General features: G+C 35.2%; 15 protein-coding genes. 3 read left to right on the forward strand and 12 right to left on the reverse strand.

The features are described 5' to 3' along the window. Positions 1–8 precede the first annotated feature (8 nt). Together FM071_RS07350 and FM071_RS07355 are read left to right on the forward strand one after the other, a co-directional pair. Positions 9–1862, forward strand: coding sequence for an EAL domain-containing protein (locus FM071_RS07350; RefSeq protein WP_193110249.1), 1854 nt, complete (start codon positions 9–11; stop codon positions 1860–1862). A gap of 52 nt (positions 1863–1914) precedes the next feature. Beyond that, a complete protein-coding gene (locus FM071_RS07355) occupies positions 1915–2403 on the forward strand; it encodes a DUF2062 domain-containing protein (RefSeq protein ID WP_193110251.1) in 489 nt (162 codons plus the stop codon). On the opposite strand, the gene FM071_RS07360 is transcribed toward FM071_RS07355, so the two are convergent. The 5 genes from FM071_RS07360 to FM071_RS07380 all read right to left on the reverse strand — a co-directional run bounded on the left by FM071_RS07360 (position 2404) and on the right by FM071_RS07380 (position 8017). Next, entirely contained in the window at positions 2404–2697 is a 294-nt protein-coding gene (locus FM071_RS07360; RefSeq protein WP_193110252.1) for a DUF1294 domain-containing protein, read from the reverse strand. Continuing rightward, complete coding sequence (gene lgt, locus FM071_RS07365; protein ID WP_193110254.1) at positions 2697–3476, reverse strand: prolipoprotein diacylglyceryl transferase; 780 nt, start codon at positions 3474–3476, stop codon at positions 2697–2699. The genes FM071_RS07360 and lgt overlap by 1 nt, the downstream gene beginning before the upstream one ends. After that, positions 3477–4760, reverse strand: coding sequence for a (Fe-S)-binding protein (locus tag FM071_RS07370; protein WP_193110256.1), 1284 nt, complete (start codon positions 4758–4760; stop codon positions 3477–3479). A 2-nt stretch (positions 4761–4762) separates the two neighbouring features. Next, entirely contained in the window at positions 4763–6133 is a 1371-nt protein-coding gene (hemN, locus tag FM071_RS07375) for an oxygen-independent coproporphyrinogen III oxidase (RefSeq protein WP_193110258.1), read from the reverse strand. 171 nt (positions 6134–6304) lie between these two features. Beyond that, the gene (locus tag FM071_RS07380; RefSeq protein WP_226960518.1) at positions 6305–8017 is read right to left on the reverse strand and encodes an ABC transporter ATP-binding protein; all 1713 of its coding nucleotides are present in this window, start codon (positions 8015–8017) and stop codon (positions 6305–6307) included. Positions 8018–8098: 81 nt separating this feature from the next. Between FM071_RS07380 and FM071_RS07385 the strand changes: the two genes are divergently transcribed. After that, positions 8099–9196, forward strand: coding sequence for a glycosyltransferase family 9 protein (locus FM071_RS07385; protein ID WP_193110260.1), 1098 nt, complete (start codon positions 8099–8101; stop codon positions 9194–9196). Here the strand turns inward: FM071_RS07385 and FM071_RS07390 are convergent. The 7 genes from FM071_RS07390 to FM071_RS07420 form a co-directional block, all read right to left on the reverse strand. Next, positions 9169–10530: an O-antigen ligase family protein gene (locus tag FM071_RS07390; RefSeq protein WP_193110262.1), complete on the reverse strand. Its 1362-nt coding sequence runs from the start codon at positions 10528–10530 to the stop codon at positions 9169–9171. The genes FM071_RS07385 and FM071_RS07390 overlap by 28 nt on opposite strands. Beyond that, positions 10530–11093: a YrbL family protein gene (locus FM071_RS07395; RefSeq protein ID WP_193110264.1), complete on the reverse strand. Its 564-nt coding sequence runs from the start codon at positions 11091–11093 to the stop codon at positions 10530–10532. Before FM071_RS07395 ends, FM071_RS07390 begins: the two co-directional genes overlap by 1 nt. After that, positions 11093–12415 carry a hypothetical protein gene (locus FM071_RS07400; RefSeq protein WP_193110266.1) on the reverse strand — a complete coding sequence of 441 codons (1323 nt, stop codon included), beginning with the start codon at positions 12413–12415 and terminating at the stop codon, positions 11093–11095. Before FM071_RS07400 ends, FM071_RS07395 begins: the two co-directional genes overlap by 1 nt. A 1-nt stretch (position 12416) precedes the next feature. Further along, positions 12417–13292: a glycosyltransferase family 8 protein gene (locus FM071_RS07405; protein ID WP_193110268.1), complete on the reverse strand. Its 876-nt coding sequence runs from the start codon at positions 13290–13292 to the stop codon at positions 12417–12419. 76 nt (positions 13293–13368) lie between these two features. After that, on the reverse strand, positions 13369–14448 hold the full coding sequence (locus FM071_RS07410) for a glycosyltransferase (protein ID WP_193110270.1): 1080 nt from the start codon (positions 14446–14448) through the stop codon (positions 13369–13371). Continuing rightward, positions 14445–15062: a YrbL family protein gene (locus FM071_RS07415; RefSeq protein WP_193110272.1), complete on the reverse strand. Its 618-nt coding sequence runs from the start codon at positions 15060–15062 to the stop codon at positions 14445–14447. Before FM071_RS07415 ends, FM071_RS07410 begins: the two co-directional genes overlap by 4 nt. Beyond that, positions 15059–15919: an NAD-dependent epimerase/dehydratase family protein gene (locus FM071_RS07420; RefSeq protein ID WP_193110274.1), complete on the reverse strand. Its 861-nt coding sequence runs from the start codon at positions 15917–15919 to the stop codon at positions 15059–15061. The genes FM071_RS07415 and FM071_RS07420 overlap by 4 nt, the downstream gene beginning before the upstream one ends. Positions 15920–16116 lie beyond the last annotated feature (197 nt).

Raw genomic sequence — 16116 nt, forward strand, 5'->3', positions numbered from 1 at the left:
CCCAGAGAATGATAGCAACGTATAAAAATTATTTTAATGATCTCTCTCAGTTAAACAAGCTTGAATTTGATTCCAAGAAGCTGCGTGAGATCTCTATCATCATTGTTCCCATGCTTATAGGTCCCATCAGTTTTGTCTGGGCACTTATCTACCTTATTTATGGCCAATATACTGCGGCATCTGTTCCTATACTATATAGTTTTATTTCACTTTTCAATCTTTGGCATTACAAGAGAACGAATAATCTGCTTGCAGTGCAAAAAACACAGATGTTTCTTGTACTGATCCTGCCGTTTGTACTGATGTGGATACTCGGAGGTTTTGCAAACAGCAGCTACGTTATGGTCTGGGCATTTTTTGCTCCTATAGCAGCCATTATTCATGAAAAACGAGGGGAGGCAAAGTTTTGGCTGCTTTCATTTTTGGGACTAATGGCTTTTTCTGTTTTTATCGATCCCTGGCTCATTGCCCATAATGAGCATCTCATGCCAAAAAGTGCACAGGAGATCTTTTTCTTTTTAAACATATCGGCATCGCTTACAGGTATCTACTATCTGCTTAAATTTTTTGTCTATAATAAAAACAGAAATATAAATGCAAAACTAAAAGCCAAAAATGAACAACTTTTAGAGTACACAAAAGAGCTCCAAACTATGCTTTACACGGATTCCCTCACGCAGTTAAAAAACAGAGCCGCATTAGTAAAGAAGAAAAATGAAAAAGAAGGGGCATCACTCATTCTTATCAATATTGACAGATTTTCCCAAGTCAATGACCTTTTTGGCGAAAACTTCGGAAACAAAGTTCTCATTGCTTTTAGTGCTCTACTGCAAAAGATGCTGCAATCACATCAAAGTTGTGAGCTTTACAGACTCAGTGGTGATGAATTTGTCATTCTTTCTTATGAGCAGGACACGCAAAAACTGACAAAGAACATTAAACAACTCATAGGTTACATTAATGAACATCCACTTGAGATTGATGAGCAGGAAATTTCACTCAACATTACCGTAGGTATCTCTCGTGAAGATGCTTCACAACTGCTTCCAACGGCCAATATGGCGATCAAATCTGCGCGCCGCAGTAAAAGAAATCTTGCTTTTTACACGCAAAAACTTTCACTCAATGACGAATATGAAAACAATATCCACTGGATTAAAGAGATGCGGGATGCTATAAAAGAAGATAGAATACTTCCCTACTTTCAACCAATTATGGATAATGAAACCCATACTATCTATAAATATGAAACTCTTCTACGCCTCATTGACAGAAATGGTAATGCCATCGCACCCGATAATTTTCTGGAAATTGCGAAAAAATCAAAACTCTATAAACAACTGACACGTATCGTTATAGAAAAAAGCTTTGCAGCTTTTAAAGATACTGACTATGATTTTTCTATCAATCTGACCATTGATGATATTCTCGACAAAAAAATAACGGCTATGATATTTGAAACACTGGAACATTATGATATTTCCAAGCGGGTTATCTTTGAAATCGTCGAAAGTGAAAGTATAGAGAACTTCGACAAAGTCGAAGCCTTTATCAATAAAGTCAAATCGTACGGCTGCAGGATATCAATAGATGACTTTGGAACCGGCTACTCGAACTTTGAGCATCTCATGAAACTACAGGCTGATTACATTAAAATTGACGGCAGTATCATCAGTGAGATCGTTCACAACAAACGCTCCGAGCTTATCACCTCCGTTATCGTGGCATTTGCAAAAGAGATGCAGATTGAAACGATTGGCGAATATGTTGAGACAAAAGAGATACACGACAAACTCATCACTCTTGGCGTCAATAAATCCCAAGGCTACTATTTCGACAGACCTCAGCCAGATTTACCGTAAAAAAGATATACTTTCAAAATATATTATTTTTACATACTATCTAAGATTTGGCATGATACGAAAAACACTCAAAAAAACCTCTTCACATAAAAAGCTCCGGGACTTTATAAAAAAGTACAAAATTCCGCCTGAATATCTCTCGACAAGCAGAAAGATGATCTCACGCGGTGTCCTCATCGGGCTATTTATCGCTTTTATCCCTATGCCGATGCAGATGGCAGCCGTACTTCTTTTTGTTCCATTTGTCCGTTTCAATGTCCCTATTGCCCTTGCTATGTGCTGGCTGAGCAATCCTATTACCATGCCGCCAATGTATTACATGGAATATCTCACGGGCTCTTTTCTCTTAGGCATTCAGCCAGAACCGGTTCAAATGACGCTGGAGTGGTTTAAAGACAATATGGGCAATATCTTCATACCACTCTATTTCGGCACAGCAATGTACTCCATATTCGGTTCACTTGCCGCTTATTTTCTAGTCAACTACTTATGGAAACTCTCTGTTCACCGAGACAGAAAACTTAACAGAAAAGATAGATAATTATCCTAAAAAATTAAGTTCATCAACCTGCGTGAAGTAGCAGAGTATCCCTGCTATCCACAGAAAAAGTATGATGATGTGTTTGATAAGAAAAGAGCTTTTTGAGATTTTGTGATGAAAAATCGCCATGGCGAGCGTTGCACCTAAAAAACCGCCAATGATTGAAAAAGTATGCAGCTCACGCTCAGAGATCCTTCTGGCTTTTGTTTTTGAAGCAATGAATTTATCGTAGCCGTAAATCAAAAAAGCCAGAAGATTGATAAAAAGGAAATAAAAAAGGATGACCTTCTGCATCAAGCTCTTTTTCGTAGTGAATAGAGAACTAAAAAGAGTCCAAGAAGCAAGAACGGAATGCTTAACAGTTGTCCAGTATTAAGCTCGATTCCAAGCGAATAATCTGCCTGTCTTGTTTTAACAAACTCAACAAGAAAACGCACCGTAAAAACAAGTAGCAAAAAGAGACCGAATAAAAAGCCAGATTTGAGATTTTCATGATATTTTTTATAGATAAATGTAAGTATAAAAAAGATAATGAAATAGGAAAATGCTTCATAGAGCTGTGCAGGATGACGCGGTATATTGTCAACTCGGCTAAAAACAACAGCCCAAGGCACATCGGTAGGTTTTCCAAGGATCTCAGAGTTCATAAAATTGCCCATACGGACAAAAAAACCAAAAAGAGCCGTAGGAATAACGAGTCTGTCAATCAGCCACATAAAGTCAATCTTGTACTTTTTACAGCCAAGATAAAGGGCAATCAAAACACCCAAACCACCGCCGTGAGAAGCAAGACCGCCTTCCCAGACAGCAAATATTTTCATAGGGTGGGCAAGATAATAATCAGGATCGTAAAAAAGACAGTGTCCAAGTCTTGCACCGATGACAATCCCGATGATGGCATAGATAAAAAGCGGCTCTATTGTATTTTCATCTTTGCCTTCCAAACGATAGACACGCTTCATAAATTCCAACCCTGCCAAAATGGCAGTTGCAAATAAAACACCATACCAAAATACATGCACAGGACCAAGAGAAAGCGCTATCGGGTCAGCGTCCCAGACAAAATGCTGCATCTAATCTCTCAAAGAATCAGCGATAAGCTCAATTGGGTTTTTAAAAACCGTCTCTACTCCGGCATAGTTCATTGAAGCATTTATCTGCATACGGCAGGCCGAGCACTCCGCACTGACAATTTCAGCCTTTGTCTCTTTGATCATTGCCGCTTTTGGCACACCTACCGCTTTTGCAAAGTGATACTTCTCAGACTGCATTGTCACCCCGCCAAATCCACAACAGGCATTGGGGTCACTCATCTCTACTATTTTATAATTTTGGCGAATGAGATTTCTCGGCTCTTCATGTATTCCCTGCATTTTTTTGGCATGACACGGATCATGATAAGTGACGATTTTTGTGTTTTGTTTTTTCTTCGCTAAGATTGATTCAAGTTCTGTATGATGCTGCAGCCACTCTGTCGCCATAAAGACCTTTTTCATCACTTTGCGTGCACGCTCCTGCCACTCCGGCTGGTCATGAAAATAATGTTCATAGTCAATTTTGAGCATAGCCGAACATGTCGCTTCAGGCACTAAGATAGCTTCAACATCATCAGAAAATTTTTCAAAGTACTCGATGTTGAACTTGGCATTATGATCTACCGTATCAAAGTCACCCGTAAAATAAGCAGGTGCCGAGCAGCACTTCTGACTTTTTGCCAAAAAGGCATCGATCTCGAGGTGCTCAAGTATCTCTAAAAGAGAATCCCCGATATTACGAAAGTTATAATTTCCAAGACAACCGATAAAGATCGCAACTTTACGTTTACCGCCATTGTCGATATTTTCAGGATGTGCGTTTAAAAACGAGGTTTTTTTCAAACTTGGCAGCAGTCTGTCGGCTTTTAACATCGGCAGATTGAAACGTGAATGCATCGAATCGATATCCGCTTTTATCTTAAATCCGCAGGTCTGAAATACCCAGCCGAGTTTAAAGGCAATATCATTGAGCCAACGGTGACGCAACAGAAGAAAAAATGCTTTTTTATACCATGCAATTCCGAATTTTTGAGCGATATCCGCACGTGCCTGCTCGATTATCATGTCAGTAGGCAGTGATTTTGGACAGACTTCAACACAGGCAGTACACAAAAAACATGATTCAAAAATATCTTTCGCTGTTTTGTCGAGTTCAAGATTACCACGCTTGTAAGCACCTAAAAGATCGATAAATCCACGAGGTGAGGTCACCTCATCGGCGTTGACACGGTGAATGGTACATACAGGAATACACTTCCCGCATTTCACACAATCATCGGCTATTTTATCGAAACTAAAAATATCTTCTGGTTTTTTATCCATTACTATACCGTTTTTGAAAATGTTTTTGAACTGCCTGCATGTTGCTGCATATAAGCATCAAAAGGCATTGCAATATTACGAATGAGTAGTGTTCCAGTCTCGCTACACTCAATATGCTCATCAGATACTGAGATAAGATCTTCTGCAGCAAAAACTTCAAGCTCACGCAGTGCATCTTCGAAATATACCTTAAATTCTACATCGAACAAAGATTCAAATCTTTTAATGTCCAATTTAAAGTTGCTCATAAGCTCCATAATGACATATTGACGGATCATATCATCATCACTGAGCATCACACCGCGCTCAAAAGGTAATTTGCCGGCATCTATTGCCGCTTCATACGAAGGCATATCTTTAAAGTTCTGTGCATAATAATCAACACCCTCGCCTATAGAAGTAAGTCCTACACCGATGAGATCTGCACCGCCTTTTGTTGTATAACCCTGGAAGTTTCTGTGAAGCTCCCCTTTTTCAATCGCTTTGAAAAGTTCATCGTCAGGTTTTGCAAAGTGATCCATCCCAATCATCTTGTAACCATTTGACGTTAAGAAATCTATGGTGTACTGCATAATAGCAAGCTTCTCGTCCGGTCTTGGCAGTGTCGTTTCATCGATCTTACGCATTGTCTTTTTCAGCCATGGTACGTGAGCATAATTAAATACGGCAAATCTGTCAGGGTTAAGCGTTAAAGCTAGATCAAGCGTCTCTTTAAAGGTGTCAAGCGTTTGAAACGGCAGACCGTAGATCAAGTCCACATTGACAGAGTGCATGTTGTACTTGCGTGCAAGGTCCATTGCATCTTTTGTGACGTTGTAGGGCTGAATACGATGAACCGCCTGCTGCACTTTTTCATTAAAATCTTGAATACCGAAGCTCACGCGGTTAAACCCGTGACCTGCCATCACTTTCATCTGATCTTCATTGATATGACGTGGATCTATCTCACAGCTTATCTCTGCATCATCTGCAAAATTTGGAAAATATTTCTTTATCTCGGTAATGATCTCATCCAACTGCTCGGCAGAGAAGAACGTAGGTGTCCCCCCGCCAAAGTGCATCTGGATAACTTCACGATTCATGTCCAAATGTTTTGAAAGAATTGCAAGCTCACGTTTAAGATAATCCATATAGCGCAGCATCTTATCTTCTTTCGAGGTAAAGACGACATTACAACCGCAGAAATAACAAGCATTTTTACAAAAAGGAAGATGAAAATAAAGGCTTAAAGGACGAGAAGAGTCTTGAGATTCCAACTTTTTAATATAATCATCATATAAAAAATCATCTTTAAACTCCAAAGCTGTCGGATATGAAGTATATCTCGGTCCCGGTTTTGAGTATTTTGTAAATTTTGCGAAATCTAGTTCCATCGTTATTTTCCTGTCTTATTTTGTAATGCTTCTGTATAGTTGTTTAGATATTTGTAAATTTTAGGCTCAGACCGAAGGGAGGATTTGTCCTGAAATTTATAAATATCTAACCAACGGCACGATTTTAGTTATCGTGATTATGGCCAAAAAGTGTTGAAGAACTCATAAAAGCTACTCTTTAAGCTCTCCAGCTAACCTTTGAAATACCTCTGAACTCTCTAAAAGCTCACTATATGTTCCGCTTGCCACTATCTCGCCCTGCTGCAGTACCAGTATCTTGTCAGCATGCTCTATAGTAGAGAGTCTATGTGCAATCGTGATAGTTATTTTGTCTTTTGTATAGGCATCAAGCGCTTTTTGTATGCGTTTTTCACTCTCGTTATCAAGCGCAGAGGTTGCTTCATCAAAAAGCAGCAGTGATGCATGTTTATAAATTGCACGGGCGATGGATATACGCTGGCGCTGTCCGCCTGAAAGATTACTTCCTGCCTCACTCATCATCGTATGTATGCCATCTTCTAGCGCCATTGCAAACTCATAAGCATCGGCAAGCTTCAGCGCTTCTATAACTCTCGCTTCATCTATCTCCTCTTCGCCATAAGCGACATTCGCAGCCAAAGAGTCCTGAAAGATGTACACCCGCTGTGTAACAAGTGCTATATGATGTTTGAGTGATGCAAGATTATACTCTTTGATATCGACATCATTTATCTTCACAACGCCTTCATCGGGATCATAAAAACGAAGCAGCATCGAAATAAAAGTAGATTTTCCACCGCCGCTGTCCCCAACAAGCGCGATCTTTTGTCCATCGTTTATTTTTACATTTACATTACGCAGAGCATAACTGCCTTCATACATCAATGAAACATCTTTAAACTCAACAGTTTTAATATCTTCATCCAAAATTTTTGTACCATCAACAATAGTTGGTTTTGTATCAAGGACATCAAAAACACGCTCACTTGCCGCTAAGGCATCCTGAATCTTTGCATATGTCCCGCTGAGTTTACGAATCGGCTCGAAGACAAGCCCTACCGCTGTAATGAATGCCGTAAATTCTCCGACTGTCATTCGCCCTTCAAAGACCTCTTTGCCGCCGACATAGATAACCGCTGCAAGCCCGGTAACGCCGAGCATCTCCATTAAAGGCGGAACAAGCGCACCGACATAAACCGTTTTCATATTTATCTTAAAGAACTGCCAGTTATGCTCACGAAAACGCCCCAGCTCAAACTCCTGTGTATCATTTGCTTTGATGATCTCAGAGTTGTTAAAAACTTCTGTCAGACGGGTAACGATATCGGCATTTTTTTCCTGAGCTCGGTGAGAATATTTTTTAAGTCGCCTAGCAATGCTCATCAACGGAATAATAGCCAAAGGCACAACTACTAAAGTGTAAAATGAAAGCATTGGATTTAAGTATATGATATAGCCTACTAGTGCAATAACCGCCAAAACATCACGAAACAGATCCGGCAAGATATTTGCTACAAAGGTCTGAATGCGCCCAATGTCATTGGTAACACGTGAAATAAGCTCTCCACTTCGATTAATGTAAAGATACGCCATATCCTGCGAGATAATGTGTGAAAGCAAGATCTCACGAAAACGCGTCACAATACTCTGTCCGATATACTCCATAAAAACAGTCTGAATATATTTTCCGACTGCCTTGGTCGCATAGATCCCGATCAATCCGAACGGAATGAGATAAAGCATCTCCTTTTTCTTCGCAATGAACATATCATCCATCAGAGGCTTCATAATCTGCGCCGATGCCGCCGTGGATATGACAATCAATATACCGCCAAAGATGACAAGCATGTAGTAAAATTTATACTCTTTTATATAAGGCCAAAATCGTTTTATTATCTCTATCAAGTTCTCTCCAATAAATAAGTTCCTTATTTTATCCAATTCACTGTTAAATATTAATTTGCTATAATTACAGAAAAGTGCCTAATGAAATACCCATTCCATATTATTGCCAGAAAAAAAATTTCAGATTTTCTTAATGCTTTTCTTGCTAAATTTTCTAGAAATAAAAACTTGCCTACCTCTTTGAATAATAAAGAGATTGAGACCATTGTCATTATTCGACCTAATTATCGAATAGGCAATCTTATCTTTCTGACTCCATTTATCAATGAATTGCAAAAATATTTTCCGCATGCAAAAATTGATATTATTGTGGGTCTAAAATTAGCTGGTAATATTTTAGAACCTATGCCAAATGTGAATAGGATTATAGATATACCTCGAAAAATGCTCCTCCATCCACTAGCTTTACTTTCCTACATTAAACAAACACGAAAAACAACCTATGATCTAGCAATAAATATGTCTGGACCTTCAACAAGTGCTCAAATCGTCACATCATTACTTAAAGCAAACAATAAAGTGAGTTTTCAAGGAGCAAAAAAACTATGGACAAAACTCACTCATCTGCAAGTGAGAGGTCAAAAACATTATAATCATATGGGATTAGAGAGTCTTGAGTTTTTACGTTTCTTTCAAATCCCTTTTCCAAACGAGACACCTACACTTGATATTAAATTAACACAAGAGGAAAAGGAAATAGCAAAAAAGGATTTTACGACACTTTTCCATAATCATAATATTTCATCAAATAAAAAAGTAATTGCTATTTTCAGAAATGCAAGATTTGATAAGAAAATCAGCGATAATTGGTGGAATGAATGGTTTGAAGCACTGATCAACCTTGATAATGAAATAACTGTCATTGATATACTTTCTCCAGATATTCCCAAAAAGCTAAACAGTAATGTCCTGAAATACTCTAACAAAAACCTGCGTGTACTAGGTGCATTTTTTACACTTTGTGACCTTTTTATCAGTGCTGACACTGGCCCTATGCACTTAGCTGTTGCCTCACAAGCAAAGGTGCTTGCTCTTTTTAACAAAACAGATATTGCAACGTATGGTGCCCTTGGAACGAACAACACAACTATAGATATTGAAGATCTTTCAGCTCAAGATGTAGCAAAGATCACATTAAAGAAACTCTCTAATCAATGTGATCCTTTAAGAAAGATATAAAGTATAAAAAAGAACATTCCTGCTCCAATTATCTGTAACATTATCTGCTTATCATTCAAATTTCTAAGAATTGTTTGTCTATTTTTTTGAATAAGTGTGATACTTAACATTACAACCCATAATGGCATAAAAAAACGTAAATTAAACTGTGTTGTCAAGATTCCAAAAGCAACTGTTAATGTTGTAAAGACCATAATAAATCGCAACTCTTTATCTTCTTGCTTATAACGAAATATTTGATAGAAGATATTTAAAAAGACCAGAAGCCCAACAAAACCTAATTTCATGAAAGTTGAAAAATACTGATTATGTTCATGTGGTTGCTTACGGCCCTCCCATTCCTTTGGTGCAGTGTCACGTATTACATCCATAGAATCACCTGTTCCAACACCAAACACTAAATTATTTCCGATCGCTTTCATGCCATAGTAGTACATCCCTGCCCTGATTCCCATAGATGTATTGAAATTCGGATCTTTTGACAATAGTTGTTTAGCACTTAAAGTTGTCTGTTGTACTTTCTGTTGTAATATAGGGCTGGTTTCAAGAGCAATACCAACTACAAGTATTACAAAAGTCAATCCAATAATAGCCCATTTTCTTAAATAAAAAATAGCTAATATCAATAACAACAATATAAAGGTCACATAACCCGTTCGTCCACCTGTCACAAAGATATTTGCACTTGCTGTGAATATAAAGATACTCATAAATATTTTTACGATCAAAGGCTTATGACTCAAATATATCTGTTGGGCCAACAATATAACAACTAAAGAAAGAGCAACACCATAATGTATATGATTTAAAAATGGAGATGGATCCACTGGAGTTGGTGCTTCATATATGGTTACCCCCAATAAAGAGAATTTCCACGGAAGAATATGTAAAATCATTCCATAAGATATTATTTCACTTAAAAGCATTCCAGAAATAAAAGCCGCCAACACTCTTTTAATATATCTGCCATCTACAAAAGAATAAAACACTATTAAATAAAGTCCATACTTGATACTTTTAACCCAACGTAATCCTTCTTTAATATTTTCACTCCAAAGTAATCCCAATACATATATTACAAATAAATAGACAAAAGCTCTTACAACTTGATTTTTCCATGCTTCTTTTAAATAGTATTTTACATCTCCTCTGATAAAAAAGAGTATTAATATTGCAATAAATATTTTAGCTTTAATACTCTGAGCTATTGGCAAAAAAAATGCATATAATACAAGCAGATTATTCATCCAAAGCGTAAGTGTATCTTTATTTTGTATGATTGATTTTAACTTTTCCAAGAAAAGCATGTATTTTGTTGAAATTGCATACATCATCAATCCTTTATATATTTATTGAAAAACTTAATCCATCTTCGCAAAATTTTCTTACGCGCAAAATAAGGAATTTTGTTTGGAAATTTAAAAAAAGCAACGTCTCCAAGTCCATCAATCAAAACCAATTCTGCATTGTTTTCGTCAAGACGTCTTCGTAAAATATTTTTTGGCATCATCCCATAATTAAAGATAATAAGATTATCTAAAAAATATTGTTTATATTCTTCCAATTCATCTCTATAAGGTTTTATACCATCTCGCTTCATATAGTATTCAAAGCTTTTAGAAACAGTCCCATCGAAATCTTTTACAAGATCAACAATCATCCCTTTTCCTTTATCTGTTTCAATTTCTCCATAAAAGCGAGGAAGATGTTTGTACAAGTTTTTTTGATTTTTTCTTTTTTGAAGTTCTTTATAGTATGTAATTTCTATATCACTTTGCTTAGAACGTCCCTTCTCTCTGTCATAACTAATTTTGATAATTTTCTCTGGGTCTTGCGGGTGCAGATAACACACCCGTTCATTTCCTTTTCCCAAAATCTCATTAGGTAGTGTAATCATTACACTTCTCCTTTTATTATTTTTAACATTAAATCTACCGATTTTTCAACCTCTGTGTCTGTATTCACATAAGTATAAACTCTATAAGGCTTTTGAAGATAAATTTCAAAAAGATAATTTCGATATGCTTCGATGCCTTCTTTGTTTAGTTCATCTTTTCGCTTGAGAATTTTCTCCGTTGGTGCATCAAAATGAAAAATCATATAAGTACGTGGAATAAATTTTAAAAGAGATTGCCAATTTTTCCTTAGGTATGCTTTTCTCTGCTTTAAACGTAAGTTTATTATTAAATATTCATCAAAATATCTATCTACAAATACTGTTTTTTTACTAAAAAAACTGCTTACAAATCTAAAAGGAAAAAGGAGAAGAGCATTAAAAAGTACAAATTCACCATACACCTCATCAATTTCTGTCTTCCCTATCTCAACCTCTGGCACAACTTTGGTAACTCGTCTTTTTAAAAGTGGAAGAAACAGACGATAGAGAGGAGAAGAACGAAATGTTTTTTTAAATCTAAAGGAACTAAAATGCTTTTTGTCCTCATCTATAATCTTTTGGACAATTGTAGTTTTGCCAACACCATCTGCTCCCTCAACTGGAATAATTCGTACTTTTTTAAATAGCATTCTTCTTGTTCTGTCTACAGTTGCCCAGTACTTTAAAGGAAACTCTTCTAGCATATTTAGCAAATTTTTTTCTTTTAATATACCTTTACTGCATAATATAATGTTTGCCTTATGAGCGACTTTTTTAATATCTTCTCTTTGTTCTTGTAGATCTTTAAACAATAGATAATATTCATCATGATTCTCTTGAAGCATCAGAGTGTAATATTTTATTCTTTCTTGAACAAGCGGTGTCGTTATTTTTTTCTTTCCTGTATAGAGATGAGAAAGGTAATAAAGAGCTTCTATCTCTAAAGAAAGACGAAAACTATTTTTATCTTTTTGAATATGCTGCTGTAATATATTTGGAAAAATATATCGCTGTGTTCTACCATAAGGATCATCTACAGATAAAAAATTCCAAATTTCTAAAGCGATTACCTTGTTGTCTTCTTTATCATAGATATTTATATCTACTTTAGCATGCTTTTTTCTTGAAATACTAAAGGAAGTACCTGTTTCTACTCCCAATTCAAACATTATTTTTAAAAGTTCATGATTATAATGAGGGTGAACAAAAAAATCATAATCTCCGCTATAAGATATTTCTTCAGAAATTTCTCTCGGCCGCAATAAGACAAGAGGAATATCTGCAGATATAACTTTTTGTAGAAAAAGTTGAAAAATTGTGACTCCAGTTTTTAAATTTTTCAAATTATGCCCTATTAAACAACATAGTTATATTCTTTTTAATTATATTTGAAAAATTTTTATCTGGTTCTACATAATCTTTAAAAGGTGTAAGAGCAAGATACTTCCAATATAGATATCTAAATTTATTTCTACTTTTATAATGCCACGGTTTTCGACCACCAGTATAATGAATCACAATTGGATTATAATATGCTTCAAGAATTTCTTCTTTAGAAAAATATTCATTTTTTAAAAAGCTTTTTCTGACATATGAACTAATCGCATTATATTTTAATGGTGCTTTTTTAAATTTACCATTTATTGCAGCATTGATAACATCCTGGTCCAAGAAAAGTAAATCATCAATAGTTTGCAGTATTTTTATATACTTTTCATAAAAGTTATCTTCCTTCATTTTTTGTAAATTTAGCACCATTGATCCATTATTAAGATATCTTGACCTCGGATCCATTTGTAGTGATATGTGTCTGTCAAACAGTTTCCAATCTTCTACGCCTATTACATAATTATCTTCAAAATCTTGATCATAAAATTCTTTAATAGAACCATTAACAACTACATCCACATCAAGATAATAAATTTTTGCTTCATTTATAAGCTTCGGAATTAATAAATTATAATAAACAACCTTTGTCTGTCTACCTTTGGTTGGAACATCAGCAAACACACTATCTTCAACTTCCAAAAAAACAAGTTTACATTTATATGGACTCACTAAATCTTTTAATATGAGCTTGTCACCCCCTGCAAGTCCATCAAAAATAATATATACTTTAAAGTCAAGCTCTTTATTGTTTTCTAAAAGAGAGATAAGAGTCACACAGGCATGTTGCAAATAAAGTTTATTAAATGCGACAACAATATTATATTTTTTCACATATATTCCATTATTCAATTTAAATTTTTTACTTATTCTAACATAAAACTATAAAGACAATGTCAGTGAATCATTTTCAATAAAGTAGAGCTAAATATTCGTTAGTCTCTCTTTCAGGTGCAAATACTTTTTTTGCAATTTCTTTATTTGCTTGTGCTTTTTTCTTTTCACTGACTAAATTCTGAGCAATAAAAAGAAGACGTTCTTTGAGTGCATCGAGACTCTTATCTTCTACTAAGTGAATATGAAATCCCATCTCTCCAAAATTTGAAATTGCAGTATTGTCAAAAGCCAATACAATAATACCATGCGAAATAGCTTCCATCATAACATTTCCATAACCTTCATCTGGTGTCGGAAAAATAAATATATCATGTTTTGGATATTCATCATAAATCTTGTCAGTAAAACCATTAATATGTATTTTATCAGCATATGTGATCGAACACAGCAATTGATTCAATTTGTTGCCATATTTCGAATCACTGGGACCAAAGTTATCAAAGGAGAAATCAATTTTATGATCATGAAGAGTTTGACAGGCAAGAATCGCATTATCAATACCTTTTCCTGATGTTACACGACCAGCATGCAAAAGTCTCAATACATTCGATGTAGTCGACTCCATAGTGGAGATTTTTTTTGCCAAGGATGGAACAATTACAGTAGTTTTTGTGTTTTTCCCAAATGGGATAATTTTCTGTATATTCCCTAGCATATATTTTGAAATTGCTACGTGTGTTGAAACATTAGAATAAACAAGTCTGTGAAACCAATCTTTTTTAGGATGCGATTTTATTGTTCCATGGCGAACAATAAGATTAATATCAAGTCCCAAAAATGCAAAGTAAAGAGATTTCATCTCTGATGCCCCTACAAATATGACATTTTTAATCCCTTTATCTTTAATAATCTTTCGTACTCCAAAAACAATAGAAGGACTAAGCAGTGTCGTTGAGAAGTTAATTGCTTCATACTTTAGGTTTGTATAATCTGGATTTTCTTTGCACTGCGTATGAATGAAAGTATCTTTTTTAATAATATATGTTATGTCTGTCTCTTTTGAAAGATTATTTGCAAGCTTTGTAGCAGCTAATTCCATGCCACCTATATGATGAGAAAGACATATGAGAGCCGTAGGAGATTTTTTTTTCATAACTGATTTTCCGATTCTATTAGTAATATTTTAAGATTTTTATGATATTTGCTTGAACATCTCTTTTTCAAAGTCCAAATAAAATGTTTCCAACTTTTATTGATCTTCTTTTTTGTAAAAAAATCAATATTATTTAATGCTTTAAAACGATTTGGATATGCCAATCCATCAATAACAACAAGTTTACCTCTTTCATTTGAACTTTTTTGATATACAATATTTACAGCATTTAAATCTTTAACATAGATTAGTTCCGTAAATAAATATCTTTTTAATTCAATCAACAAATCAATAAACTTTTTAAGTTCATCCTCCGAGGTTAAAATCCTAAAATAGTGATCAAGAGAGTGTGAAATATTATCATCATTATCTCGTATAAGTTCAACTACTTCCGCTTCACCTTTATTACTCGCTTGTGTACCATAAAATCTAGCCACCATCGCCCATGATATATCTCTTTTCAATAAAAATTGATAATATGAAATCTCACGATGACTCTCTTTATTATTCCCCGAAATAACCACCTTGAGACATTTGTTAGGATCTTCTGGGTGTACATAACAAGCTCTATTAGTACCGGCAGCTATAAAGTGAGTATCATTAAGAGTAATCATAGAGTAGATGTAAAGGATTCAATATAATCTTGAAGTTTGTGTTTTGGCTTCCATCCCAGTGCTTCTGTTTTTGCTGTAACAACATCTGCAACCATTCTATTTCCTTTTCTCTCAGGAAGCATTTCAATCTTTCCTCCAAACATTTCGGCAACTTCAAGAATACTATACGCTTCTCCACTGCCAATGCCAAATTCATCGCCATACCCATTTTCTCCGACAAGTATCAAACCATCGATAATATCATCTATATAGGTAAAATTACGCTTTTGTGTTCCAGGACTGACAATTGTAAGAGGTTCACCTTTTTTCATCTTTTCTTTAAATAAAGCGATAAGTGTGGCGTATTTCCCACTTTCAATTTCTCGAGGACCATAAACGTTGTAAAAATATGTAATAGCATAGGGTACATTGAACCAATTACCATAATTCATTACAAGTTCTGTATTTGTAGCCTTTGTCCAAGCATATGGAGAAGCACTCCTACCCAAGCCACCATCTCCAAATTTTGTAGAACTTCCGGCATAGAGTATTTTACATCCTGCTTTACGAACAAATTCTAAAACGGCAAAGATACCATCTTTATTATACTTCCATACCTTGTCAATATCATCAAAACTCTGTTCAACCCGTGAGTACTCTCCGAGATGATATACCATATCGGGAGTAAATTTTATTAATTTAGCAATGTTTGCAGTATCTCCTTCAATATAAGTAACATTGTCCACATGATTGTCTTTAGAACCTGTAAAATAGTTATCCAGAGAATAGACTTCATTGTTATTATCTTGCGCTAAACGTTCACATAAATGTGAGCCAACAAAGCCGGCACCACCGGTTATTAAAATACGTTTTTTCATTACACAACCTTAGAAAATTATACTGCCAGGATTTTACTCTAATATCACTTAAATTAAGAATGAAAGTGCTAGTATTTCATTACTTAAAGGATTTTTAGATTGACTGACAACAAATTTTACTATTTTGGCCTACTTAGAAATATTCTATTATTAGAAATTGTTTTTTTATTCATTATGTCACTTTTTCGGACACTTTT

Origin of the sequence: Sulfurimonas paralvinellae, assembly GCF_014905135.1 — a bacterium.
In the GTDB taxonomy this organism is placed as follows: domain Bacteria; phylum Campylobacterota; class Campylobacteria; order Campylobacterales; family Sulfurimonadaceae; genus Sulfurimonas; species Sulfurimonas paralvinellae.

Bases quoted from the DNA above. Each gene is read 5' to 3' on its own strand.
- FM071_RS07350 (WP_193110249.1), top strand. From the start codon at position 9: ATGATAGCAACGTATAAAAATTATTTTAATGATCTCTCTCAGTTAAAC.
- FM071_RS07415 (WP_193110272.1), bottom strand. From the start codon at position 15,062: ATGATTACTCTTAATGATACTCACTTTATAGCTGCCGGTACTAATAGA.
- lgt (WP_193110254.1), bottom strand. From the start codon at position 3,476: ATGCAGCATTTTGTCTGGGACGCTGACCCGATAGCGCTTTCTCTTGGT.
- FM071_RS07395 (WP_193110264.1), bottom strand. From the start codon at position 11,093: ATGATTACACTACCTAATGAGATTTTGGGAAAAGGAAATGAACGGGTG.
- FM071_RS07370 (WP_193110256.1), bottom strand. From the start codon at position 4,760: ATGGATAAAAAACCAGAAGATATTTTTAGTTTCGATAAAATAGCCGAT.
- hemN (WP_193110258.1), bottom strand. From the start codon at position 6,133: ATGGAACTAGATTTCGCAAAATTTACAAAATACTCAAAACCGGGACCG.
- FM071_RS07420 (WP_193110274.1), bottom strand. From the start codon at position 15,919: ATGAAAAAACGTATTTTAATAACCGGTGGTGCCGGCTTTGTTGGCTCA.
- FM071_RS07390 (WP_193110262.1), bottom strand. From the start codon at position 10,530: ATGATGTATGCAATTTCAACAAAATACATGCTTTTCTTGGAAAAGTTA.
- FM071_RS07385 (WP_193110260.1), top strand. From the start codon at position 8,099: ATGAAATACCCATTCCATATTATTGCCAGAAAAAAAATTTCAGATTTT.
- FM071_RS07410 (WP_193110270.1), bottom strand. From the start codon at position 14,448: ATGAAAAAAAAATCTCCTACGGCTCTCATATGTCTTTCTCATCATATA.
- FM071_RS07360 (WP_193110252.1), bottom strand. From the start codon at position 2,697: ATGCAGAAGGTCATCCTTTTTTATTTCCTTTTTATCAATCTTCTGGCT.
- FM071_RS07355 (WP_193110251.1), top strand. From the start codon at position 1,915: ATGATACGAAAAACACTCAAAAAAACCTCTTCACATAAAAAGCTCCGG.